At 74.0% G+C, this 23656-nt stretch carries 17 protein-coding genes; 7 read left to right on the top strand and 10 right to left on the bottom strand.

What is annotated here, in order from left to right:
• Positions 1–48: 48 nt before the first annotated feature.
• On the bottom strand, positions 49–1080 hold the full coding sequence (locus ACSP97_RS31995) for a hypothetical protein (protein WP_391870674.1): 1032 nt from the start codon (positions 1078–1080) through the stop codon (positions 49–51).
• 288 nt (positions 1081–1368) lie between these two features.
• On the opposite strand from ACSP97_RS31995, the gene ACSP97_RS31990 reads away from it, so the two are divergent.
• Positions 1369–2103, top strand: a complete 735-nt coding sequence (locus tag ACSP97_RS31990; protein WP_358678791.1) for a class F sortase — start codon at positions 1369–1371, stop codon at positions 2101–2103.
• 62 nt (positions 2104–2165) lie between these two features.
• Here the strand turns inward: ACSP97_RS31990 and ACSP97_RS31985 are convergent, their stop codons facing one another.
• Both ACSP97_RS31985 and lysX read right to left on the bottom strand, forming a co-directional pair.
• On the bottom strand, positions 2166–3005 hold the full coding sequence (locus ACSP97_RS31985; protein WP_355329202.1) for a polysaccharide deacetylase family protein: 840 nt from the start codon (positions 3003–3005) through the stop codon (positions 2166–2168).
• 465 nt (positions 3006–3470) lie between these two features.
• Positions 3471–6764, bottom strand: a complete 3294-nt coding sequence (gene lysX, locus ACSP97_RS31980) for a bifunctional lysylphosphatidylglycerol synthetase/lysine--tRNA ligase LysX (RefSeq protein ID WP_440555487.1) — start codon at positions 6762–6764, stop codon at positions 3471–3473.
• A gap of 164 nt (positions 6765–6928) precedes the next feature.
• Here lysX and ACSP97_RS31975 point away from each other — a divergent pair, with 164 nt between their 5' ends.
• A complete protein-coding gene (locus tag ACSP97_RS31975) occupies positions 6929–7408 on the top strand; it encodes a universal stress protein (RefSeq protein ID WP_355150725.1) in 480 nt (159 codons plus the stop codon).
• On the opposite strand, the gene ACSP97_RS31970 is transcribed toward ACSP97_RS31975, so the two are convergent.
• Positions 7344–8612, bottom strand: coding sequence for an MFS transporter (locus ACSP97_RS31970; protein ID WP_355526697.1), 1269 nt, complete (start codon positions 8610–8612; stop codon positions 7344–7346). The two genes, ACSP97_RS31975 and ACSP97_RS31970, sit on opposite strands and share 65 nt — an antisense overlap.
• Before the next feature lie 121 nt (positions 8613–8733).
• Between ACSP97_RS31970 and ACSP97_RS31965 the strand changes: the two genes are divergently transcribed.
• Positions 8734–9681 (top strand): LysR family transcriptional regulator, encoded by a 948-nt coding sequence (locus tag ACSP97_RS31965; protein ID WP_355150729.1) that lies wholly within the window; start codon positions 8734–8736, stop codon positions 9679–9681.
• Between the two features lie 51 nt (positions 9682–9732).
• Positions 9733–11154, top strand: coding sequence for an amino acid permease (locus tag ACSP97_RS31960; RefSeq protein WP_355150731.1), 1422 nt, complete (start codon positions 9733–9735; stop codon positions 11152–11154).
• On the opposite strand, the gene ACSP97_RS31955 is transcribed toward ACSP97_RS31960, so the two are convergent.
• Positions 11155–12306, bottom strand: a complete 1152-nt coding sequence (locus tag ACSP97_RS31955; RefSeq protein ID WP_391870670.1) for a CapA family protein — start codon at positions 12304–12306, stop codon at positions 11155–11157.
• A gap of 427 nt (positions 12307–12733) precedes the next feature.
• On the opposite strand from ACSP97_RS31955, the gene ACSP97_RS31950 reads away from it, so the two are divergent.
• Positions 12734–13252 (top strand): hypothetical protein, encoded by a 519-nt coding sequence (locus tag ACSP97_RS31950; RefSeq protein ID WP_355150735.1) that lies wholly within the window; start codon positions 12734–12736, stop codon positions 13250–13252.
• A 14-nt stretch (positions 13253–13266) separates the two neighbouring features.
• Here the strand turns inward: ACSP97_RS31950 and ACSP97_RS31945 are convergent, their stop codons facing one another.
• The 3 genes from ACSP97_RS31945 to ACSP97_RS31935 form a co-directional block, all read right to left on the bottom strand.
• Positions 13267–14130, bottom strand: a complete 864-nt coding sequence (locus tag ACSP97_RS31945) for an Fpg/Nei family DNA glycosylase (RefSeq protein WP_391870669.1) — start codon at positions 14128–14130, stop codon at positions 13267–13269.
• A gap of 40 nt (positions 14131–14170) precedes the next feature.
• The gene (locus tag ACSP97_RS31940; protein ID WP_358269841.1) at positions 14171–16258 is read right to left on the bottom strand and encodes a SpoIIE family protein phosphatase; all 2088 of its coding nucleotides are present in this window, start codon (positions 16256–16258) and stop codon (positions 14171–14173) included.
• A gap of 66 nt (positions 16259–16324) precedes the next feature.
• Complete coding sequence (locus ACSP97_RS31935; RefSeq protein WP_440555481.1) at positions 16325–18316, bottom strand: DUF6777 domain-containing protein; 1992 nt, start codon at positions 18314–18316, stop codon at positions 16325–16327.
• A 101-nt stretch (positions 18317–18417) separates the two neighbouring features.
• On the opposite strand from ACSP97_RS31935, the gene ACSP97_RS31930 reads away from it, so the two are divergent.
• Positions 18418–19839 (top strand): lipase maturation factor family protein, encoded by a 1422-nt coding sequence (locus tag ACSP97_RS31930; RefSeq protein WP_440555479.1) that lies wholly within the window; start codon positions 18418–18420, stop codon positions 19837–19839.
• Between the two features lie 214 nt (positions 19840–20053).
• Complete coding sequence (locus ACSP97_RS31925; protein ID WP_355150745.1) at positions 20054–21400, top strand: amidase; 1347 nt, start codon at positions 20054–20056, stop codon at positions 21398–21400.
• Between the two features lie 66 nt (positions 21401–21466).
• Here ACSP97_RS31925 and ACSP97_RS31920 read toward each other — a convergent pair whose 3' ends face one another.
• Together ACSP97_RS31920 and ACSP97_RS31915 are read right to left on the bottom strand one after the other, a co-directional pair.
• Entirely contained in the window at positions 21467–21637 is a 171-nt protein-coding gene (locus tag ACSP97_RS31920; RefSeq protein ID WP_355150747.1) for a hypothetical protein, read from the bottom strand.
• A 479-nt stretch (positions 21638–22116) separates the two neighbouring features.
• A complete protein-coding gene (locus tag ACSP97_RS31915) occupies positions 22117–23625 on the bottom strand; it encodes an SDR family NAD(P)-dependent oxidoreductase (RefSeq protein ID WP_355150749.1) in 1509 nt (502 codons plus the stop codon).
• Positions 23626–23656 lie beyond the last annotated feature (31 nt).

Below are 23656 nucleotides of genomic sequence, written 5' to 3'. Positions count from 1 at the left end.
GGCGGCCCGCGCACGGTGGCCGCCGGTCCGGGAGCTCTCGAGAACGCCTCAGGCGCGCCGCTCGCCCCTGCGGCGCAGCCAGTACACGCCACCGCCGATCACGGACACGCCGACCAGAGCGCCGCCGATGGCCATGTCGGCGGTCGTCGCACCGCTGGTCCGGCTGCCGCCGAGGCCGCCGTTGACGCCACCGATCACGGTGAAGGCCCGAGGACGGGTCTCGGTGTGGCGCTCGCAGCGGACGGTGATGTCGTACCGGCCGGGACGGACGTCGCGGTTGACGTAGACGACACCCCGTGAGGTGTCGTCGCGGAACGGTGTCAGCGGGGCGGTGCGAAAGGCCCGGGAGGACATCTGACCGCCCCGGCAGCCGTGCACGATGACGGTGAGCCGGCCACCGGCGGCGACCACACCGGGGGTGACGACGATGTCGCGCAGGCCGTTGTCGCCGCCGGGCCGGTTGCCGAAGTCGCCGCCGAGGCCGTTGTCGCCGGGGCCGCCGAACTCGTCGCCCCGCCCGTTCCCGCGGCCCCGGTCGCCGTTGCCGAACTCGTCGCCCCTGCCGTTGCTGCTGATCCGGCCATTGCCGCTGATGGTGCCGTTGAAGTGACCCTCGAAGCGGCCGTTGCCGCTGAACCCGCCGTTGCCGTTGAAGTTGCCGTTGCCTCCGCCCGGGAAGTTGCCGCCCCCGCCACCACCGCCGAAGTTCCCGTTGCCGTTCCCGAAGTTGCCCCCGCCCCCGCCCCCGCCGCCTCCGCCTCCGCCGATGCCTCCGCCGCCACCGCCGCCACCCCCGCCGATGCCCCCGCCGCCTCCGATACCTCCGATACCTCCGCCGCCTCCGCCACCACCTCCGCCTCCGAAGTTTCCGCCCCCGCCTCCGACATTGCCGCCCCCGCCCACGACGGTCCCGTTCCCGAAGTTGCCGACGCCGGTGCCCGGGCCGACGATGGTCCCCGTGCCCGTGCCTCCCGTGGTGCCGCCCCCGTTGCCCATGCCGTCCGCGACGGCCACGGGGGCGGCGAGCCCGAGCACGGCGGCAGCGGTGCACGCGGCCGCCAGGGCGCGTTGGTTTCGCATGTGATCCTCCGCGGAAGGCACCCCGGGGCCCGTCCCCGGTCGATCGGCGAGAAAGCGCCTCCCGCAAAGACCCTCGGGCGCGCGGAACACGCCCGCATGTCGAGAATGGTCCGTCCTGGTGATCCGACACACCGCACGACAAGCTGACAATCGGATATAGCCGCAGGTCACGGACCGTCAGAAAATTCCTGGGAACGGCAACTCGGATGGCGCACCACGAGGCACAGGTGCCACCCGTTCGCCACTCGGCCCGTCGCAGGCCGCGCGCGCGGCACTTAGCTTTTTCCCATGCGCATCGCACGGGACCAGCGACGGTCGGAGAGGGGATGGCACGGGCCCGCGCCCCGGCCGGCCCCGTCCGCCCGGTTCGCCGAGGAGGAAGAGGAGGAGGAACGCCGCCGGCGGCGCGCCCCCTGGGGGGTGATGGCGCTGCTGCTGCTCTCCGGTCTGGCGCTCCTGCGCAACGGTTCGGGCGAGTTCGACGTCGGCCCGCCGCAGCCGGCGTCCGCGGCGGCCCCGGACACCCGCGCCCCGCAGACCCCGGCGCCCACCGGTCTCGTCCCGCTGGGGTTCTCCGCCGTCGACCGGGTGCGGATCCCGGCGATCGACGTCGACGCGCCGGTCACCCCCGTCGGTCTGGACGCGAGCGGCGCGGTGAGCGCGCCGCCGCCCGACGAGCCGGACCTCGCGGGCTGGTTCACCGGCGCGGTCTCCCCGGGCGAGAAGGGCACCGCGGTCGTCGTCGGCCACGTCGACAACAAGCAGGGCCCCGCCGTGTTCTACGGCCTGGGAGCCCTGCGGAAGGGGAACCGCGTCGACGTCCTGCGCAAGGACGGACGGACCGCGGTGTTCGAGGTCTACGGCGTCGAGGTCTTCTCCAAGAACAACTTCCCCGGCGACCGGGTGTACGGCTCGAAGGGCGCCCCGGAACTGCGCGTCATCACCTGCGGCGGCGACTTCTCCAAGCAGGGCGGCTACGAGGGCAATGTCGTCGTCTTCGCCCGCCTGGTCGCGGTCACCTGAACCACCGCGGCCCGGCGGGCGCCGGCCCCTCCGCCAACCCCCCTGTGCACCAAAGAAGTCGGTCAGAGGCGTCTGCGTGGCACCGTGAGGTGGTACCCCTGGTCGAGCAGATAGGGCAGCCACTCCTGGATGGCCTCGACGGTCTGCGAGCGGTCGCCCCCGGCGTCGTGCGAGAGGATGACCACACCGGGCGCGGCGCCGTCCTCCACCCGCTCGATGATGGTGTCGGTGCCGGGCGTGTCCCAGTCGGTGGTGTCGACGGTCCAGGCCATCGGCTCCATGCCCATCTCGGCGCCGAGTTGGAACGCGGCCCGGTTCCAGGCACCGTAGGGGGCGCGGAACCACTGCGGGCGCTCGCCGTAGGTGTCCTCGATGATGTCGCTGGTGCGCGCCATCTCCGACTTGATCTCCGCGCGGTCGAGGGTGGTCAGCAGCGGGTGGGTCCAGGTGTGGTTGCCGACGACATGGCCCTCTTCGGCCATCCGGGCCACCAGATGCTTGTTGTCCTCGACGCACTCGCCGCACACGAAGAACATCGCCCGCACGTCGTGCTTGGCGAGGGTGTCCAGGATGTGCGGGGTGTAGTCGGGGTTGGGGCCGTCGTCGAAGGTCAGCATCATCTGCCGGCCGCGTGCGGAGATCTCGAAGATGGGCTCCGTGCGTACCTTCAGCCTGCGCGGGGCGGAGCGCGGCGGGCCGTCACCGGTCAGCGGCTGGAGGCGGAAGGCCGAGGACTTCAGGGGGGCCTGACGGGCCTGGGGGCCGGGGGCGGGCACGGGGGCGGCGGTCCGGACGGCCTCCTCGTCGCCCGCCACGACGAGACCCGCGGTGCCGGCCGCGCCGAGGGCGGCGGCGGAGGCGAGGAGCAAGCGGCGGCGTGTGAACAACTGATCCTTCTGCATGACTCATCAGTCGCCCCCGGAGCGGTCGCCGCACCGCAACGGCACGGTGTGCGGGCGGTATTCCACCCGGTCGGACCAGCACCGGTACCCCGGTGGCACCCGCCGGGGTCCTTCGGCCGTCCCGCGTTCGGCCGGGGCTACGGCAACGGACGGTTCGCCGAACGGAGTTGGTGCCATCGGTGATCACGCGACGGCGAGGTCGGCCCGGTCGGGGCCGACCTGGCCGACCGGTGGGCTTCGCCCGAGTCCGGCAGCGGGGCGCCGCCGGGGGCCTGGGTGCGTGTCTGCGGCCGGCCGCGAGGCCGGGGGCGTCGCTGTTCCGGGCTGTTCCGGTCATCGGCACGCCCGTACAGGCGCAGCGGTCCGCCACCGCGACCGGCATGGCCGTGTACCGGTGCGTCCCGGCGCGCGGTGCCGATGACCGTTTGGGGCCGCGCATGGCGCCGCGGCCCCGGCCGCGGGGGCTCAGCGGCGGCGCACCAGCGGGAACGGCAGGGTCTCCCGGATCGTCAGGCCGGTGAGACACATGACGAGCCGGTCGGCACCGAGGCCGAGGCCGCCGGTCGGGGGCATCGCGTAGTCGAGCGCCTGGAGGAAGTCCTCGTCCAGTTCCATGGCCTCGGCATCCCCGCCGGCCGCCCGCAGCGACTGCTCGGTGAGCCGACGGCGCTGTTCCACGGGATCGGTCAACTCCGAGTAGGCGGTGGCGAGTTCCACACCGAAGGCGACGAGGTCCCAGCGTTCGGCGAGCCGGGGGTCGGCGCGGTGCTGCCGGGTGAGCGGGGAGACGGCGACGGGGAAGTCCTTGTAGAAGGTGGGCCGTCGGGTGTGCTCCTCGACCAGCCGCTCGTACATCTCCAGTACCACGTCGGCGGGTTGGTCGTCGGCGGTGTACGGCACTCCCGCGCGGTCGCACAGCCGGTGCAGCCGCAGCAGTTCGGTGCCGGGGCCTATCTCCTCGCCGAGGACCTCGGAGAGGGCGCCGTACACGGTCTTCACCGGCCACCGCCCGGACAGGTCGTGCTCCTCGCCGTCCCTGCGGGCCACCGGGGCGCCGAAGACCGCGGTCGCCGCGCCCTGCACCAGTTCGCGCACGAGGTCGAGCATCACGTCGTAGTCGGCGTACGCCTGGTAGGCCTCCAGCATCGTGAACTCGGGGTTGTGCTTGGGCGAGACGCCCTCGTTGCGGAAGGTGCGGCCCAGTTCGAAGACCTTCTCCAGGCCGCCGACGCACAAGCGCTTGAGGTACAGCTCGGGGGCGATGCGCAGATACAGGTCGAGGTCGTAGGCGTTGCTGTGGGTGGTGAAGGGCCGGGCGTTGGCGCCGCCGTGGAGCTGTTGCAGCACCGGGGTCTCGACCTCGGTGAAGCCCCGCTCCAGCAGGCCCTGGCGCAGGGCGCCCACGGCGGCGGAGCGGGCGCGCAGCACGGCGCGGGCGTCGGGCCTGGTGATCAGATCGAGGTGGCGTCGGCGGATCCTGGCCTCGGGGTCGGTCAGGCCCCGGTGTTTGCCGGGCAGCGGGCGCAGGCACTTGCCGGTGAGCTGCCAGGAGGTGGCGAAGACGGTGGGCTCGCCCCGGTCGCTGAGGCCGCTGTGTCCGGTGACGCTGATGTGGTCGCCGATGTCGGTGTCGGCGGTGAAGCGGTCGAGTGCGGCGCCGGACCGGTCGCGGGTGAGGGCGATCTGGTGGTCGCCGGACCAGTCGCGCAGTACGGCGAAGACGATGCCGCCGAAGTCGCGGACCAGCATGAGGCGGCCGGCGACGGTGATCTCCGGGCCGGGTTCGCCGGGACGGCCGGGCGGGACGTCGGCGAGGGCGTGCGTGGGGGCGCGGACGCCGACGGGGTAGGGGTCGGTGCCGGCCTTGCGGAGCCGGTGCAGTGTGCGGCGCCGGACGCGGATCTGGTCGGGCAGGCCCGCGTCCGGGGCGGCGCGCCCGGCCGCCCTCGGCTGCTCGGTGTCGGACGACGCGGCGGGCAGGAGGCGTCGGGGAGCGGGGCGTGCCCCGGTGCCGCGGTGCCCCTTTCCCCACAGGGTGCGCAGCGAGGGTACGGGGACGAAGCCCTCGGCGATTCCGGAGGCCAGGCCGATCCGGGCGAGGGAGGCGGTCTCGCCGTAGCAGATGAACCGCGGGTACCACTCGGGGCGGTACTTGGCGTTGGAGCGGTACAGCGCCTCCAGCTGCCACCAGCGGGAGAAGAAGAGCAGCAGCCGGCGCCAGAGCCGCAGGACGGGGCCGGCGCCGATGCGGGCACCCTCCTCGAACACGGAGCGGAAGACGGCGAAGTTGAGCGAGATCCGGCGGATGCCCACCTTGGGCGCGGCGGCGCACAGTTCGCTGACCATGAACTCCACCACGCCGTTGGGGGCGGCGCGGTCGCGGCGCATCACGTCCAGGGAGACGCCGTCCGCTCCCCAGGGCACGAAGGAGAGCAGGGCGAGCAGCCGGCCGTCCTCGCCGGACGCCTCCACCAGCAGGCAGTCGCCGTCGGCGGGGTCGCCGAGCCGGTCCAGGGCCATGGAGAAGCCGCGCTCGGTCTCGGTGTCGCGCCAGGCGTCGGCCTTGTCGACGATCTCCTCCATCTCCCGTTCGGCGAGCTGGGCGTGGCGGCGGATGCGGCAGGTGGCGCCGGTGCGGCGGACCCGGTGCACGGCCTGCCGGGTGACGCGCATGTCCCGGCCGCCGAGGTCGAAGCCGGCCACGTGCACGATCGCCTCGTCGCCGAGTTGGAGGGCGCCGAGTCCGGCGCGGGCGAAGGCGCGGGCGCCGTCCTCGGAGGCGCCCATCACGGCGGGTGCCCAGGCGTAGCGGCGGGCCAGGTCCAGCCAGGCGGCGATGGCGTGCGGCCAGGCCTCCGGGTCGCCGACCGGGTCGCCGCTGGCGAGGCACACGCCGGCCTCGACGCGGTAGGTGACGGCGGCCTTGCCGCTGGGCGAGAAGACGACGGCCTTGTCGCGGCGGGTGGCGAAGTAGCCGAGGGAGTCGCGGGCGCCGTACGCCTTGAGCAGGGCGCGGATGCGGGCCTCCTCGTCGCCGTGCAGGGCGGCCTCCAGGCGCTGGGAACGGAACAGCGCGGCGGCGGCGTTGAGCAGCGCGAGCGCGCCGAGCAGGCCGAGCACGAAGGTGACCGCGCGGGGCGGGCGCCCGGCGAAGGAGCTGCTGGGGACGAGGCCGCCGCAGACCCGGTCGGCGGCCCATGCCAGGTGCTGGCCGGCCGGCAGGGTGCCCGGGAACAGCAGGACGAGCCCCCAGCCGAGCAGGACGGCGACCGCGAGCCCGCCGAGCAGCACGGCGAGCGCCCGCCACACCGCGCCGCGCCGGGAGGCGGCGTAGAACTCCCCCCTGGCCGCGATCAGCACGAGCAGCAGCAGGCCGCACAGGACGAGGGAGGGCAGCGACTGGGCGTACAGGCCGAGGGCGACGCCGAGCGCGTCGGTGACCACGACCAGGCCGAGATAGACGACGACCAGCCACCAGGCGACCTTCTTGCGGGCGGCGGTGGCACCGGCCAGCAGGAACAGGAAGACGGCGTAGGCGAGGTTGGCGCTGATCGGCACCAGCAGCAGGTCGATGCCCCGCACGAGCGGGCGCAGCAGCAGCCGCAGCGGTTCGATCAGCGCGATCGCCGCGCACAGCACGCCGAGCCCGGCGAACAGTCCGGCGAAGGCCTTCGGTACCCGGCCGAGGCGTCCCCCGCCGGGCGAGCGCGTCGGCGCCGCGCCGTTCCTGCGCGCGGCGGGCTCCGCGGTGGCGGTCATGCCTCCGACTGTAGGAAGGGGGCGGGAGACGCGCGCGCTGGGAGGGGCCGGTGCGTGCCGTGGGGTGCGGTGGGCACCGGCCGGGTGCGGTGGCTGCCGTGGGGTGGTGAAGGCCCGCCGCACCGTGAGGCGGTGGGAAGTAAAGGTTCCGATAATCTCAAGATGTGACGGAGCAGCACGAGCAGCACGAGCAGCATGCGCACCGGTTCGAGCGGGGCACGGACGGCCCGAAGGTGGTCCTCGTCGGGGTGGACGGCTCCGAGTCGTCGATGCGCGCCGCGGCGTACGCCGGCGGTCTCGCCCGGCGCCAGCACGCGCTGCTGGCCGTGGTGTACGTGCAGCCGGTGCTGGCCGCCGGGGCGGCGCTCGGCGCCCCGGTGATGGAGACCGCCGACGAGATCGCCGAGGACCTGGTGACGCAGATCCGCGAGGCGGCCGAGCGGGTCCGGGGGATATTCGAGGTGCGCTGGGAGTTCCACACCTACCGCGGCGACCCCTACACCGGCCTGGTGACGGCGGCCGAGGAGCTGAAGGCGGACGCGGTGGTGGTGGGCGCCTCCGAGCAGGCCGGGCACCGGATCATCGGGTCGGTGGCGGTGCGGCTGGTGAAGGCGGGACGCTGGCCGGTGACGGTCGTTCCGTGACCGCCGCCGCACGGCGCCCCGCCACCAGCGGCCACAGCAGCAGCGGGGTGGCGAGCATCAGCACCCCGGCGAGGCCCAGCGCGGTGCGCGCCCCGACGACGGCGGCCACCAGGCCCCACAGCGCGGTGATCGCGGCGGTGCAGGCCTTCCCGGTGACGGACCAGGCGGCCAGCATGCGGGCCACCCGGTCGTTCGGGGTCAGCTCCAGGCGCTCGGTGACGACGAGCGGGTTGAAGACGGCGCAGCACAGGATCAGCCCGGCCTCCACGACCATCACCACGAGCAGTCCGGCCGTGCCGGGCCCGGTGAACGCGAGCCCGATCGGCCAGCAGGCGCGCAGCGCACCGGAGGCGAGCAGCACCCGGCGCCTGCCGTACCGGGTGGCCAGCGGTCGGGCCAGCCGCGAGCCGAGCAGTCCGCCGAGGCAGGGCACGGCGAAGGCGAGCCCGTACTGCCAGGGTGCGAAGCCGAGGTGGCCCAGCATGAGCACCGACAGGACCGGCGAGCCGGCCATGATCAGGGCGTTGCCCAGGAGCACGTTGAGGAACAGCGGGCGCAGCGCGCGGTTGGTGAGCAGGTGCCGCCAGCCGTCGAGGAGTTCGCCGGCACGCGGCGCGGCGGTGCGCTCGGGGACGGTCTCGCCGCGGCCGATGGCGCGGATGCCGAGGGCGGACAGCAGATAGCTGACGGCGTCCGCGGCCACGGTGGTCACCGGTCCCAGCAGACCGGCGAGGGCGCCGCCGAGCGGGGGGCCGAGCACGCTGGCGGTCCAGGTGGTGGACTCGAACCGGCCGGCCGCGGTGAGCAGGCCGTCGGACGGCACCAGCGCCTTGAGATGGGCGCCGGAGGCGGCGGTGAAGGTGATGTCGGCCGCCGCGACGATCACCGAGACCACCAGGAGCTGCCCGAAGCCGAGCACGCCGAACGCGTAGGCGGCGGGCAGGGTGAGCAGCGCGGCCCCGCGCACCAGGTCGGCCGTGATCATCACGGGTCGTTTGCGCCGGAACTCGATCCAGGGGCCGAGCGGTACGGCGGCCACCGCGCCGACGGCCACCCCGGCCGAGGCGAGCAGCGACACCTGGGCCGAACCCGCGTGCAGCACGAGGACCGCGATCAGCGCGAAGGCGTCGAACGCGAGCCACGTGCCGAAGGTACTGACCGAATACGCCGCCCACAGCCACCCGAACTGCCGACCCAGCCTCATCCACAACCTCCCGTTGACCCGGCATATGAAAGCCAGCAGGTGGCCTGCGGTTCAAACAACCAGCACGACGACGGCCACAACCATTGGTTGTACACGGGCGCCCGATGGCTACGATGGCCGGGTGGATCTCAAGGCCGTGCGCACCTTCGTCGCCGTGGTGGACAGCGGGCAGTTCCAGGAGGCGTCGGCCGTCCTCGGCATCACCCAGCAGGCCGTCTCCAAGCGGATCGCGGCGCTGGAGAAGGAGCTGGGGGTGCGGCTGTTCCTGCGGACCGCGCGCGGGGCGGAGCCGACCATCGACGGGCAGGCGTTCCTGCCGCACGCCCGTGAGCTGCTGCTGGCCGAGGAGCGGGCCGCCGCCTCCGTACGGCCGGGCCGGCGGGCGCTGCGCGTGGACGTGGTCGGGGCCCGGCTCGGTCCGGCGGGCCTGCTGCGCGACTTCCACCGGGTGCACCCGGAGACGGCCCTGGACGTGGTGACCCTCTTCGACGCGGACACGGCCGTCGCCGCCGTGCGCTCGGGCACCATCGACGCGACGTTCCGCGCGGTCGGCCCCCGGCTGCCCGAGGGCCTGCGGGCGGCGCGGGTCTACGACGAGGCCGTGCAACTGCTGACCGGTCCCGCGCATCCCCTGGCCGGGGCCCGCTCGGTGCGACCGGCGGAACTGGCCGGGCACCGGATCTGGATGCCGGGCCTGGTGGCCGGCACCGAGTGGGCCGCCTACTACGAGGCGCTGGCGGCCGAGTTCGGGCTGACCATCGACTCGGTGGGCCCCGACTTCGGCTCGGAGGCGCTGCTCGACACGGTCGCGGACTCCGCCACGCTCGCCACCCTCGTCGCCGAGGGCATCCGGCTGGTCTGGCCCGCCGGGCACGATCTGCGGCGGATCCCGCTCACCGATCCGACACCGGTCTACCCGCACTCCCTGGTGTGGAGCGCGGCCAACGCGCACCCGGGCCTGGCCGTGCTGCGCGCCCATCTCGCCGCCCGGCCCGCGGACCGCCCGTCGTCCCGCCCGTGGACCCCCGCCTGGGCCGTGCGTGGCTCCTTCCCTGCGGCGCGGCCCTGAGCCATCATGAACCGGCGTCAGCCGTTTGCCTTCGGCGAAGAGGTGAGGCGCATGGCCAAGCTCCGCGCGGGTGAGGGGATTCTCCGCCGCAAACCCATCGAGCACATCGAGGAGACGGAGGCGGGCCAGGGGCCCCGGCTGGAACGGTCGCTCGGGCTGTGGCAGCTCACCGCGATCGGCGTCGGCGGCATCATCGGTGCCGGGATCTTCACGCTCGCCGGCACGGTGGCCAACGGCACGGCCGGCCCCGCGGTGCTGGTGTCCTTCCTGATCGCGGGCGCGGCGAGCGCGTGCGCGGCACTGTCCTACGCCGAGTTCGCGGGGCTGATCCCGAAGGCGGGCTCGGCGTACACCTACGGCTACGCGGTGCTCGGCGAGTTCGCGGGCTGGTTCATCGGCTGGGACCTGCTGCTCGAGTACACGGCGATCGTGGCGGTCGTCGCGATCGGCATCTCCGGCTACTTCGGCTTCCTCGTCGAACAGATGGGGGCGAAGCTGCCGCACTGGATGATGGGCGCGCCCGGCACCGGCTCCGGGCACCGGGTGGACCTGTTCGCGGTGGTGCTCTGCCTGCTGATCGCCTGGCTGCTCACCCTGGGCATCCGCAGCGCGGCCCGCTTCGAGACGCTGGTGGTCGCGGTGAAGGTGCTGGTGGTGCTGCTGGTGATCGGGGTGGGCTTCTTCCACATCGACACGGCGAACTACCACCCGTTCTTCCCCTACGGCGTCGGCGGGGCCTTCACGGGCGCGGCGACGGTGTTCTTCGCGGTGTTCGGCTACGACGCCATGTCGACGGCGGCCGAGGAGTCCAAGGACGCGCAGCGGCACATGCCGAAGGCGATCATCTACTCGCTGGTGATCGCGATGGTGCTGTACGTGGCGGCCTGCCTGGTGCTGACGGGCATGCAGAACTACCGGCACATCGACAAGGAGAGCGGGTTCTCCACGGCGTTCAAGTCGGTGGGCCTGAACGGGCTCGCGAACGTGATCGCGGTGGGCGCCATCATCGGCATCCTCACGGTGATGTTCACCTTCATGCTGGGGGTGACCCGGGTGTGGTTCTCCATGTCCCGGGACGGTCTGCTGCCCAGGTGGTTCGCCAAGACGCACCCGACGCGGCACGTGCCGACCCGGGTGACCTGGATCGTCGGGGCGGCCTCGGCGCTGATCGCCGGGTTCCTGCCGATCGGCGAGGCGGCCGAGCTGACCAACATCGGCATCCTGCTGGCGTTCGTGGTGGTCTGCACGGCGGTGATCGTGCTGCGCTACCGGCGCCCCGACCTGCCCCGCACCTTCCGCACCCCGGCGGTGCCGTTCGTGCCCGCGCTGGGCGTGCTCTTCTCGCTCTGGCTGATCACGTTCCTCCAGTGGCAGACGTGGGTGCGGTTCGCGGTGTGGTTCCTGATCGGCTGCGCGGTCTACTTCGGCTACTCGTACAAGCGTTCCGCGCTGGCCGAGCGGCGGCCCGGGTGATCACTCCCCCATCACCAGGCCGTCCTTGGCGGCGCCCCGGCTGAGCACCACCTCCCGGATCCGGTCGCGCACCCCGGCGAGGTCGGCGCCGCCCTCGACGGCCCGGGCGACGTCGACCACACGGCCGGCGTCGAGGTCGTACAGCTGGGGGACGAACTCGGCGCGCGTGACCTGCCAGCGGCCGCCCGGCCGGGCGGGCGGGGCGAAGGTGAAGCGGGCGAGGGTGGACTCGTCGGCGCGCGGGTCGCGGGCGCCGTGGCCGTCGTCCGCCCGTCCGGAGATCTGGTCGCCCAGGCCGTAGACCACCCAGGTGCCGTTGACCTTCTCGTACGGCTGCGGGACGTGGGTGTGGCTGCCGAGGATCAGGTCGATGTCGGGGCGTCCGCCGTCCGCGGAGGCGGTGAGCCGGCGGGCGAGGTCGGTCTGCGCCGCCGTCGGGGCGTCGTCGCGGTCGGTGCCCCAGTGCAGGGAGAGGACCACCACGTCGGCGCCGGCCCGCCGGGCGGCGCGGGCGTCGGCGGTGATCCGGCCGGCGTCGATCGGCCGGAGCGCCCAGGGCTGCCCGGCGGGCAGTGGCTGCTCGGTGTCGAAGGTGTACGACAGCTGCGCGACCTTGGCCGATCCGGCCCGGTGGAGGGACACATAGCGGGCCTCGTCCGCGCTACGGGCGGTGCCCGCGTGGTCCAGGCCCGCCTCGTCCAGGGCGCCCAGGGTGCGCCGGACGCCCTCGGCACCGTCGTCCAGGGCGTGCTCGGAGGCGGTGGCACAGCCGTCGTAACCGGTCTGGGCGAGGTCCCGGGCGAGCTGCGGCGGGGACAGCGGGGCGGTGTCGCCGTAGCCGTTCTCCAGGTGACACAGTGCCAGGTCGGCGCCGCTGACCAGGGGTTCGACGTCGGCGAGCATGGGCCGGAAGTCGTAGCCGCCGGAGTCCGCGCCGGCGGATGCCCCGGCGTCGTAGGAGGCGCGGTCGAGGACGGCGGCGTCCGTCAGGACGTCACCGGTGGCGACCAGGGTGAAGCCGCGGGCGGCGGCCGGCGGTCCGGGCGCGCCGTCGCGGGCGGCGGAATCGTGGCGGATGTGGTCGGCACAGGCGGCCGCGGTCGCGAGGACGGCGGTCAGGGCCAGGGCCACCTGGTGTCTGCGTCCGATCATCAGCTCACACCTCGGGATCTACGTCAGTGCGTCAGCACGTCGATATGTCAGTGCGCATGTCGTATTTACCGACATTGCCGTGACGGGCCCATGGGGAGGAAGCCGACTCTCCGACCAAATGGTCCGGGTCCTCTCATCGACCCATCCGGTGGGACTGTGAAGACACTCACGTCGCACCACCGTGACGTCCTTGCCCTCGTGTGCTCCCACGGGGCCGGTGGGACGCGAGCGGCGCGCACACCCCGCGCCGCACCCGGTACGGTGAGGCACCGGACGTGCGGCGAAACCGGGGGCCAGGTCAAACCTCGGCAAAGCGCCTTGCTGTGGCCCCCCTTGGGGCAATGGGCTGTCCCCATCCGCGTTCCGGGCGGGGCGCGTCCCCGGGGACCGGGCGACGCGCACGCACCGGAGGAAGGGCAGGAAGGGAATGCCGCACAGAGGACACGAGAACGGCGCCGGCACGGACGGCACCGGCGGCGGTGAACTGGACGTCCCCATGGCGTGGCTGTACGCCGAGTACATCGCCGACGAACTGCTGCGCACCGGCGATCTGATGCCGCCGACGTCCTTCGAGTTCCGGGCCGGCCGGGACGCGCTCGCGCTGACCGTCTTCCTGTCCGACACCGACGGGGAACTCTCCGGCATCCGGGTCGTCTCCCAGCTGGACAACTGGCTGTCGCTGACGGCCTGCGACCATCCGTGGCCGCAGTGGGTGCGCGCCCGGATGGCCGAGCTGACCCAGCGGGCGGGAGGGGCGCCCTCGGCCGATCTGGCGCTCGCCCAGGACGCCTGGCGCTGGCTGGAGGAGACCGAACTGCTGGCGCCCGACCTGGACGCGGTGCCGGGCGGCGGCGCCCCGGCCGGCGAGGACGACGGCCCCCAGGTGTGGACGCCCGCCTGGCAGCTGGGCCTGCCGCTCGGGCACCTGGCGATCCACCTGTTCTGACGGCGGCGGGCGCCCTACTTCAGCAGCCGGGAGAGTCTGCGGTCGGCGAGCGGCTTGCCGCCCGTCTGGCAGGTGGGGCAGTACTGGAGCGAGGAGTCGCTGAAGGAGACCTCGCGGATGGTGTCGCCGCACACCGGGCAGGGCTCGCCGGTGCGGCCGTGCACCCGGAGGCCGCTCTTCTTCTCGGACTTCAGCCGGCCGGCGGCCACGCCCCGGGAGCGCTCGACCGCCTCGGCGAGGGTGCCGCGCAACGCCTCGTAGAGCTGGTGGGTCTCCTGCGGGGTGAGGGAGGCGGCGAGCTTGAACGGGGACATCTTCGCCGCGTGCAGGATCTCGTCGCTGTAGGCGTTGCCGATCCCGGCGATCAGGGACTGGTCCCGCAGGGCGCCCTTGAGCTGCCGGCGCTCCGCCTTCAGCAGGGCGGCGAGGCGGTCCTCCCCGAAGTCCGCGGCGAGCGGGTCCGGGCCGAGGCGGGCGATGCCCGGCACCTGCGCCGGATCGCGCACCACGTACACCGCGAGCCGCTTCTGCGTGCCGGCCTCGGTGAGGTCGAAGCCCTCGCCGCTCTCCAGCGCCACGCGCAGCGCGAGCGGGCCCTTGCCCGGCTTGGGCGGCCCGTCCGGCAGCCGGTCCCTCCACTGCAACCAGCCCGCGCGGGCCAGGTGGACCACCAGGTGCGGCCCGCTGTCGGCCGTCAGGTCGAGGAACTTGCCGTGCCGGCGCACGGCGGTGACCCGGGCGCCCTCCAGGGCGGTGACGGGCGGGTCGTACGTCTTCAGCACGCTGACGGCGACGGGCAGCACCCGCGCCACCCGGTGGCCGACCAGGTGCTCGGTGAGGAAGTCCGTCAGCGCTTCGACCTCGGGCAGTTCCGGCATACGTCCAGAGTGCCACCCGGCACCGACAACGCCTCCCGGCTCACCCGTCCGGCCCGCCGCGGTCCGTGCCCGCCCGGAACTCGCACCACACCGCCTTGCCGCCGCCACGCGCCTCCACGCCCCAGGCGTCCGCGAGCCGGTCCACGAGCAGCAGGCCGCGCCCCGAGACACCGTCCTCCCTGGCGTCCCGGCGCCGGGGCAGGGCGCTGGAGGAGTCCTCCACCTCGATCCGCAGCCTGCGCTCGCCCCCGACGGGGGACCGCAGGGTGACGATCGCGGCGCCCTCGGTGTGCACCAGGACGTTGGTGATCAGCTCGTCCGCGGCCAGCTCCACCTCGTCGGCGCGCTCTTCGTCGCCCCAGGCGCGGGCCGCGGCCCGGATCATGTGCCGGGCCTGGGTGAGGGCCTCCGGATCACCGGGCGCCACATGCTGCTGGAGCCGGCCCGGGGGGCGTGTCGTCTCCGGGACCCGGCGGTGCAGCAGGAGCAGGGCCACGTCGTCGTCGCCACCGCGCTCCTCGGCCAGCCGGATCAGCAGGTCCGCGAGGTCGGACACCTCCTCCGGGCCGGTGCGCACCCGATCCGCCAGGCTCCGGATGCCGTCGTCCAGGTCGGAGCCCGGCTGCTCGACCAGCCCGTCGGTGCACAGCAACAGGGTGTCGCCCGGGTCCAGTTCGAGGGTGGCGACGGGGTAGTCCAGCCCGCCGAACTCGGCGGAAAGCCCGAGCGGCAGCCCGCCCTCGACCGGGACACGCCGGCAGCCGTCCGCGTCGCGCACCAGCGGGTCGATGTGCCCGGCGCGGACCACCTGGACCACTCCGGTCGTCAGGTCCGCGTCGGCGTACAGACAGGTGGCGAAGCGGCCGGTGTCCAGCTCGCGCAGGAACTGGGAGGCGCGGGCCATCACGGTGGCCGGGGCGTGCCCCTCCGCGGCGTAGGCGCGCAGCACGATCCGCAGCTGGCCCATCACGGCCGCCGCATGCGTGTCATGGCCCTGGACGTCGCCGATGACCGCGCCGACCCGGCCGCCGGGCAGCGGGATCACGTCGTACCAGTCGCCGCCGATGTCCCGGCCCAGGGCGGCCGCCCGGTAGCGCACGGCGATGTCGGCGCCCGGCACGTGCGGGATGGTGCGCGGCAGCATGGCCTGCTGGAGGCCCTGGGCGAGGTCCTTCTGCTGCTCGTAGAGCATGGCCCGTTGCAGGCTCTGCGCGATGCTGCTGCCGAGCGCCACGAGCACGGCGCGCTCCTCCTCGGAGAAGCCGCGCCGGAGGCTGTAGAGCAGGCCCATCGCGCCGATCGGGCGGCCCTGGGCGATCAGCGGCAGATAGGCGGCCGAGGCGATCCGCAGATGGGTGATCTGCGACCACAGCAGGGGGTACTGCTCCGCGAACTCCTCCGGGGTCTCGACGAACCGCGGCCTCAGCGTCCGCACCACCTCGCTCATGGGGTACGGCTCGTCGATGCGGTTGACCTGGCTGGCGGGCACGAAGCTGCCGGCCGGCGCCTCGGCGACGAGCCGGATCCGCCCGGCCTCCACCAGGCCCATCACGAAGCTGGCCGCGCCCAGCCGGCGGATGCCGTGGGTGTCCTTGAGGATCTCGATGACGTCCTGCACGGTGCGGGCGTGGGCGAGGGCCGCGGAGACGACCTGGACGATGCTGGTCTGCTGGCGGAAGGCCTCGTCCTGGGCGGCGCGCAGCGTGCGGGCCTCGCCCTCGGCCAGCTCCCCGGTGGCGTCGCGGACGATGCCGACGACGCGGCGGGCGCGGCCGGACTCGTCCCGGCGGATGTAGCCCTGGGTGTGGGTCCAGCGGGGGGTGCCGTCGCGGCGGCGGATGCGGAAGTAGGCGCCGTAGTTCTCGGCGCCCTCCTTGACGGCCCGGGCGACCAGCGCGTCCAGCCGGGCCGCCTCCGGCTGCGGCACCCGGGCGCTCAGGGACTCGAAGCGCCCGTCGAACTCCTCGGGGAGCAGGTCGAACACCTGGTGCGCCTGGGCGTCCATGTGGATCACGCCCTCGTCCAGGTCCCAGTCGAAGGTGCCCATGTGGTTGAGCGCCAGGATCGGGTCCGGGTGGGCGGGCCAGTCCTCCGGGAGTGACAGGGCACTCGCTGCCCGATCAGCCATGGAGCCACCTTGCCAGGATTCGCCGGATTCTTCGACCCGGTCCCGGGGGCCCGCCCGGTGCGCGGTTCACCTGCCGGTCTGGTCGACCGGGGCACTGGGGGCCGGGTCCGGGACGGCGCCGGTCCCGGGCGTGTTTTCGGGGGCCCGCCCGGTGCCGTCGCCCGGACCGGGCGTGCCGGTGGCACCGGCGGCGCCGGGCGGGGCGATCTCGTCGAGGTCCTGCGGGACGTTCAGGGCACCGGTCCGGGGCGGGTCGTAGAGGGAGAGGCCCGGAGGGTGGGCGAAGGGGTCGAGAAGGGGCTGGGTGGGAGTGGGCGCCGGTGCCGAGGGGGGCGGCGGGGCGACGGAAGAGGGCGTGGCGGAGGGGGAGGTCTGGGCCGGGGTGTTCGGGGCGGCGGCCGACGGTGACGGGCTCGCCGACGGTGCCGGCGGGAGGGCCCTGGCGGCTGGCGGCTGGGTGCGGCGCGCCGAAGAGGCGCTCGGGGAGCCGGTGGGCGTGGAAGCGCCGGTCAACGCGGCGGTGGGGGTGCCGCCGTTCGACGGAGCGATGGTCGGGGTGGGGGCGCCGCCGGGCGGCGGTGCGACGGTGGGCGTGGGGGCGCCGGTCGGGTCGGGCGCGGGGACGGCCCGGTCGACGGCCGTGGGGATGCCGCGGGGGCCGGGATCGCGGGTCCCCCGCTCCCCCGCCGGCGCAGCGCCCTGGCCGTCGGCGGTGGGAGTGGGAGTGCCGTGGCCGTCGGCGGCGGGAGCGTTACGGTGCCCTTCGCCGACCCCGGGCTTCGTGGCACCAGGGGTCGCGGCGCCGGGTTTCGCGGCGCCACGGCCCCCGGCGGTACGGTCCCCGGCGCCGGAGTCCCGACCGCGCCGGTCCACGGCATCGACTCCCGGGGCACCGCGTTCCCCGGCGTCACGGTCCCCGCCACGACGGTCCACAGCGTCGGCGGCCACGGCTCGGCGGCTTCCGGCGTCACGGTCCCCGGCACCACGCTCCCCGTCACGGCGGTCCTCGGTGGCGCGCTGCCCCGTACGCGCCCCCCGGTCCCCGTCCCGCACTCTCGTGTGGCCGGGTTCGTCCGCACGGGTGCCCGTCTCGGGCGCGCGGTCCGCCGCCTCGCGCCCCGCGCCGATCACCGCGCCCCCGACCTGCCCCGCCGCCGTACCGGGCCGGCTCTGCTGGGCCCGGGGCGTGCCGGTGTCGGGCCGGCTGGGATGGGGGAAGCCGGTGAGCCCGGGGTCGGGGGGCGCGGTGTTGGCCAGGATCGGCGGTGCCACGAGTTGGTCGTGGGCGACGTCGAGGCCGAGCCGGCGTTCGATCCAGCTGTTCGTGCGGGCGTCGAGCAGCGTGAGGCTGCTGACCGCCTGGGGCGCCGGGGTCACCACGATCACCTGGTTGGGCCGGTAGCCGGACCAGGCGGTGCCACGGGCGCCCACGCCGCCGCGCGCCTCCTCGGGCGGCCGCAGCGGATTGCCGCAGGCGCATCGCACCCGGGGCAGGCCCCGGTCGTCGACCAGGACGGCGGTGCCGGCCTGGAGCACGGCCTGGTATCCGGCCGCCTCTCCGTCGCGGTAGCCGTGGTTGGTGACCCGGGTGTCGGCGCGCAGCAGCACCGGGGTGAGGGCGCGCAGATAGCCGGGCAGGGCGGAGCGGGAGACACCGGCCGCACGGGCGAAGGCCTCGCCCCGCGCCGGGTCCGCGGTCAGCCGGCCGATCTGTCGTTCGACGTCGCAGACGGTGACGCGGACGCTGCCGCTGTAGAGCCCGGGGGTGCCGCCGGACAGGGCGTGTGCCGCCGCCAGCGGGGCGACGGCGAGTCCGGCGGGCGGGGCGCTGACATCGGCCGTGCGGCCGGTGCCGGCCGCCCGGGGGACGCCGCTGCCGGTGGGGACGGCCGCCGTGGACTCGGTGAAGGGGTCGGGCCCCTGTTCCATGGCGGGCTGGAGGAAGACCTCCTCGCCCAGCTGGGCCTCTTTGACGGCGGCGCCCGCACACCCCGTGAGGAGCAGCGCCACCGACAGCAGCACGCAGGCCATGGCCAGAGATCCCGTGGGTATGCGCACCGTGCACTCCGCATCACTGTGGGTGAATTACCCCTATTGTTTGCATCGCATCCTTTTGGCTGGCAACTCGGGGGGATCGGCGCGAGGGAGACGAGGCGGTCGTGGACTGGTTCACCGCACCCGACTACTGGCTGAGCCGACTGGTCCTGCAACGGGCCCTGGCCGCCGTGTACCTCGTGGCGTTCCTGACGGCCGCCCTCCAGTTCCGCGCGCTGCTGGGCGAGCGGGGCATGCTGCCGGTCCCCCGGTACGTGGCGCGGATGCCCTTCCGGCGGGCGCCGAGCCTGTTCCAGCTGCACTACTCCGACCGGTTCTTCGCGGCCGTGGCGTGGGCGGGCTGCGCGGTGTCGGCGGCGCTGCTCGCGGGGGCGGACTCGCTGCTGCCGCTGTGGGCGGGCATCGTGCTGTGGCTGGTGCCGTGGGCGCTGTACCTGTCGATCGTGAACGTGGGGCAGACCTGGTACGCGTTCGGCTGGGAGTCACTGCTGCTGGAAACCGGCTTCCTGGCCGCGTTCCTCGGCAACGACGAGGTGGCGCCGCCGGTGGTGGTGCTGTTCCTGCTGCGCTGGATCCTGTTCCGGGTCGAGTTCGGCGCCGGACTGATCAAGCTGCGCGGCGACGCGTGCTGGCGCAAGCTGACCTGCCTGGACTACCACCACGAGACGCAGCCGATGCCGGGCCCGCTGAGCTGGTTCTTCCACCATCTGCCCAAGCCGTTGCACCGGGTGGAGGTGGCCGCCAACCACGTCACCCAACTCGTGGTTCCCTTCCTGCTGTTCACCCCCCAGCCGATCGCCTCGGCCGCCGCCGCGCTGATGATCGTCACCCAGCTGTGGCTGGTCCTGTCGGGCAACTTCTCCTGGCTGAACTGGATCACCATCGTGCTGGCGGTGTCCGCGCTGCGGCTCCCGGCGACGGCACCCCCGGCGCCGGCGGCACCCCTGTGGTACGAGGTCGTGGTGCTCGTGCTCGCCGCGCTGCTGCTGTTCCTCAGCTACCGCCCGGTGGTGAACATGGTCTCCCGGCGCCAGGTGATGAACCGCTCCTTCGACCCGCTGCACCTGGTCAACACCTACGGTGCGTTCGGCAGCGTCAGCCGGGTGCGCTACGAGGTGGTGGTCGAGGGCACGCTGGACGAGGTGGCGCGGGAGGACTCGGACTGGCGGGAGTACGAGTTCAAGGGCAAGCCGGGCCGGCTGCGGCACTGGCCGCGCCAGTTCGCGCCGTACCATCTGCGCCTGGACTGGCTGATGTGGTTCGCCGCGCTGTCGCCCGCGTACGCCGGCGACTGGTTCGGCGGCCTGGTGGAGCGGCTCCTGGAGAACGACCGAGCGACGCTGCGGCTGCTGCGCCGCTCCCCCTTCCCGCCGGGCACCCCGCCCCGCTTCGTCCGCGCCCGGCTCTTCCGCTACCGCTACACCACCTGGCGTCAGTTGCGGGAGACGGGCGCGTGCTGGGAGCGGACGTACGTGCGCGAGTACCTGCCCCCGACCCGGCTGGCCGGGGCGGAGCGGAGGGCGTAGTGGGGCCGCTTCTTCCTGGGCGGCCCCCTTGCCGGACGGCGGCGGCCCCCCGCCGGCCGCTCCGGCGTTCCTGACGGCACGGATCGGACTCGCTGAGGAACGCGTTCCTCCGGAGGGCCCGCCGGATCCTCGACGTACCGGCTTCGACGGGGCACAGTTCTTCCTGCGTCCTGTCGCGCACCGGCGAGTAACCGAAGACTGAACGAGGAGTGCCGTGGGGAACTGGGCCGGGCGGAGCGCCGCCGAGATCGCCGCCGCCGTGCGGGAGAAGCGGGTGACCCCCCGGGAGGTGGTGGCGGAGCACCTGGCGCGGATCGACCGGCACGACGGGCGGATCGGGGCGTTCCGCACGGTGCGCGGGGCGGCGGCGCTCGCCGAGGCGGACGAGGTGGCGTCCCGCGCCGACCTGGCCGGGCTGCCGCTCGCGGGCGTGCCGGTGGCGGTGAAGGACAACCTGGCGGTGCGCGGCGAGTCCCACCGCGACGGCTCGGCCGCGACCCCGGACGTCCCGGCGGACGAGGACCATGTCACGGTGGCCCGGCTGCGGGCGGCGGGCGCGGTGGTCGTGGGCCTCACCAACGTCCCCGAGCTGTGCGTCTTCGGTACGACGGAGGGCGTGTTCGGCACTTCGCGCAACCCTTGGGACACCACGCGCAGCGCGGGCGGCTCGTCCGGGGGCAGCGCCGCCGCCGTGGCCGCCGGGTTCGTGCCGATCGCGCTCGGCAACGACGGCATGGGGTCGCTGCGCATCCCGGCGGCGAACTGCGGCCTGGTGACGCTGAAGCCGGGGCTCGGGGTGGTGCCCGCGGGGATCGGCGACGGGGACTGGTTCGGCATGTCGGAGAACGGCCCGCTGGCCACCACCGTCGAGGACCTGCGACTGATGCTCGGCGTGCTGGCGGACACGGAGTTCCCCGCCGCGACGGAACCGGCGCGGCGGACGATCGCCGTGTCCCTGCGCAATCCGCTCCGCGGCCCGGGGCCGAGCCGCCCCTACGCGGACGCGGTGCGGCAGGCGGCCGGGGCGCTGGCGCGGGCCGGTCACCGGGTGCGCCGGGCGGAGCCGCCGTACCCCGTGACGCTGGGCCTGACCGCGCTGCGGCACTGGACGGCGGGCACGGCGGTGGACGCCGAGGGCCTGGACCCGGCCCGGCTGGCCCGGCGCACCCGCACGCACGCGGCGGTGGGCAGGCGCTTCGTCCGCTCGGTGCGCACGGGCGCCGAACGCGACCGCCTGCGCGCCCGGCTCCTGCCCTTCCTCACCGAACACGATGTGCTGCTCACCCCGGCCCTGGCCCGCCGCTCCCCCGCCGCCGGGCCTTGGCACCAACGCGGCTGGCTGCGCAACGTCGTCGTGAACAGCGCCTACTCCCCGTTCACCCCGCCCTGGAACCTCACCGGCTGGCCGGCCATGTCCGTCCCCCTGTCCACCCTCCCGTCGGGCGCCCCCTGCGCCGTCCAGCTCGCGGGCCGCCCCGGCACGGAGGCCGCTCTGCTGGAGCTGGCGCGGGAACTGGAGGCGTCGCTGCCGTGGCGGCGTACGGCGCCGCTGGGCGACTGAGACGGCCCGGCCCCGGGCGATCGGGCACCGGAGGCGTCGCCCATGCGCCGCGGCGATCGCGGCGGGTCAGTCCACGCTGGGCAGGATGTGGGGCTCGGCGAGGTCGTCCTCGTAGCCCGCGAGACGGATGGGGGCGGACCGGGCCCACACGTCGAGACTGCCGAGTTCCCCGGGCCGCCGGGCCGGGCGCTGCGGCTCTTCGGGGCGCTGCTCGCGATTCGTCTTCTCCGGTGTCACCGCGCACTCCTTGTGTGTCGGATCCCCTCGGGGGCGTACCGGACCGCTGTGTTCCGGTGCTCACCGCCCGTTCGGGTCTGGATGAAAGGCCAGTTCGGACGCGGTGGCGCCGGGTACCTCTGGTCGGAGCGGGCCGATGTGCTCCGGCTCGCCCCCAGGACGGACATGGGTGTGGGTGGGACCCTTTTTACTGCCCGTCCCTCCCAGATTAACCAAATGAGCGGGCCTCCGCTCGATAGGGAGTGCAAACAAGGGGTAACTATCCGGCCCCGATGCGTGACCCATACCCCCTCAATATGCAGCTGTTCATAACAAATCGCCTCGCCGAATCGGTGCCGCACTTCACCCGTTCGGCCCAGCCGATGTCGGCCCGGCACTCTCCCCCGGCGACGCGGCGGGCCGCTCCCCGACCGCCGCGGCGGCGGTGCGGCCGCTGCTCGGGGAGCGGCCCTCCGGAGCCTCCGGGGCTCAGTGACCCGTCACCACTTGCCGGGCGCGTAGTCCTTCAGGAAGACGCCGTACACGTCCTCGCCCTCCTCGCCGCGCACGATCGGGTCGTAGACGCGGGCCGCGCCGTCGACCAGGTCGAGGGGCGCGTGGAAGCCGGCCTCGGCCAGGCGCAGCTTGTCGTAGTGCGGGCGCTCGTCGGTGATCCAGCCGGTGTCGACGGACGTCATCAGGATGCCGTCGGTGTCGAACATCTCCTGCGCGCTGGTCCGCGTGACCATGTTCATGGCCGCCTTGGCGGCGTTGGTGTTCGGGTGCCCCGCGCCCTTGTAGCCGCGGCTGAACACCCCCTCCATCGCGGAGACGTTGACGACGTACGACCGTCCCCGCGCCGCCTTCCGGGCGGCCTCGGCCATGGCCGGGCGCAGCTTGCTGATCAGGATGAAGGGCGCCGTGTAGTTGCACAGCTGGGTCTCCAGCAGCTCCACCGGGGAGATCTGCTCGATGCTCTGCACCCAGGTGTTGGTGTCCACCACGTCCGGCACCAGGCCGCCGGCGTCGATGGCCGTGCCGTCCAGGTGCCGGGCGACGCTGGCGTTGCCCGCGACGAGCGCCAGGTCGGCGACCTTCTGCGCCTCCAGGCCGCTGGTACCGATGGGCAGCGCGGCGATGCCGTCCACGGCTCCCGAGTTGAAGGCGCCGATGACGTGGTGCGCGGGGAGTTCACCCGCGGGCAGCGGAGCGTTCTCGCCGTCGACCAGGGCGGCGTACGCCGAGGGCAAGCGGCGCACGGTCTGCGTCGCGTTGTTGATCAGGATGTCCAGCGGGCCCGCCTCGGCGACCTGCTCGGCCAGGGCCACCGCCTGCGCCGGGTCGCGCAGGTCGATGCCGACGACCTCCAGGCGGTGCAGCCAGTCCGCGGAGTCCTCCATCGCCTTGAAGCGGCGGATGGCGTCCTTGGGGAACCGGGTGGTGATCGTCGTGTGCGCGCCGTCGCGCAGCAGCCGCAGCGCGATGTACATGCCGATCTTGGCCCGGCCGCCGGTGAGCAGGGCGCGCTTGCCGGTGAGGTCGGCGCGGGCGTCCCGCTTGGCCCGGTTCAGCTCGGCGCACTTCGGACAGAGCTGGTGGTAGAAGTAGTCGACCTCGACGTAGCGGGACTTGCAGGTATAGCAGGAGCGCGGGCGCTGGAGTATCCCCGCGATCCGGCCGGGCTCCACCTTGGAGGAGGGCAGGATGCCCTCGGTCTCGTCGTCGATGCGCTCGGCGGAACCGGTGGCCGTGGCCTCGGTGACGGCGCGGTCGTGGGCGGTCTTGGCGGCCCGGCGCTCCTGCCGGCGGCGCTGCTTGACCGTGCGGTAGATGTGCGAGGTGGCCCTGCGCACGAGGATCGCGTCGGGGTGGTCCACGTCGAGCCGGTCCAGCTCCTCCAGCACGCCGAGGCAGACGGCCAGGCGCTCCGGGTCGATGCCCGGGCCGTGGGCGGCCTCGTCCGTGGCCATGGAGTCCGTGGCCATGGAGCCGTCTTCTGTCACCGTCATCGCGCTGCCGTTTCCCTGATCCGCGCAGCGC

The sequence above is a fragment of the Streptomyces sp. SCPE 10 genome, from assembly GCF_051980735.1.
Lineage (GTDB): Bacteria > Actinomycetota > Actinomycetes > Streptomycetales > Streptomycetaceae > Streptomyces > Streptomyces misionensis.
Note: the sequence above shows the minus strand (reverse complement) of the source record. Positions and strands in the feature narration are given on the sequence as shown.

Excerpts from the sequence above, each read along its gene's own strand:
- ACSP97_RS31995 (WP_391870674.1), bottom strand. The coding sequence starts at position 1,080 with ATGCGAAACCAACGCGCCCTGGCGGCCGCGTGCACCGCTGCCGCCGTG.
- ACSP97_RS31990 (WP_358678791.1), top strand. The coding sequence starts at position 1,369 with ATGCGCATCGCACGGGACCAGCGACGGTCGGAGAGGGGATGGCACGGG.
- ACSP97_RS31985 (WP_355329202.1), bottom strand. The coding sequence starts at position 3,005 with ATGCAGAAGGATCAGTTGTTCACACGCCGCCGCTTGCTCCTCGCCTCC.
- lysX (WP_440555487.1), bottom strand. The coding sequence starts at position 6,764 with ATGACCGCCACCGCGGAGCCCGCCGCGCGCAGGAACGGCGCGGCGCCG.
- ACSP97_RS31970 (WP_355526697.1), bottom strand. The coding sequence starts at position 8,612 with ATGAGGCTGGGTCGGCAGTTCGGGTGGCTGTGGGCGGCGTATTCGGTC.
- ACSP97_RS31960 (WP_355150731.1), top strand. The coding sequence starts at position 9,733 with ATGGCCAAGCTCCGCGCGGGTGAGGGGATTCTCCGCCGCAAACCCATC.
- ACSP97_RS31955 (WP_391870670.1), bottom strand. The coding sequence starts at position 12,306 with ATGATCGGACGCAGACACCAGGTGGCCCTGGCCCTGACCGCCGTCCTC.
- ACSP97_RS31950 (WP_355150735.1), top strand. The coding sequence starts at position 12,734 with ATGCCGCACAGAGGACACGAGAACGGCGCCGGCACGGACGGCACCGGC.
- ACSP97_RS31945 (WP_391870669.1), bottom strand. The coding sequence starts at position 14,130 with ATGCCGGAACTGCCCGAGGTCGAAGCGCTGACGGACTTCCTCACCGAG.
- ACSP97_RS31940 (WP_358269841.1), bottom strand. The coding sequence starts at position 16,258 with ATGGCTGATCGGGCAGCGAGTGCCCTGTCACTCCCGGAGGACTGGCCC.
- ACSP97_RS31915 (WP_355150749.1), bottom strand. The coding sequence starts at position 23,625 with ATGACGGTGACAGAAGACGGCTCCATGGCCACGGACTCCATGGCCACG.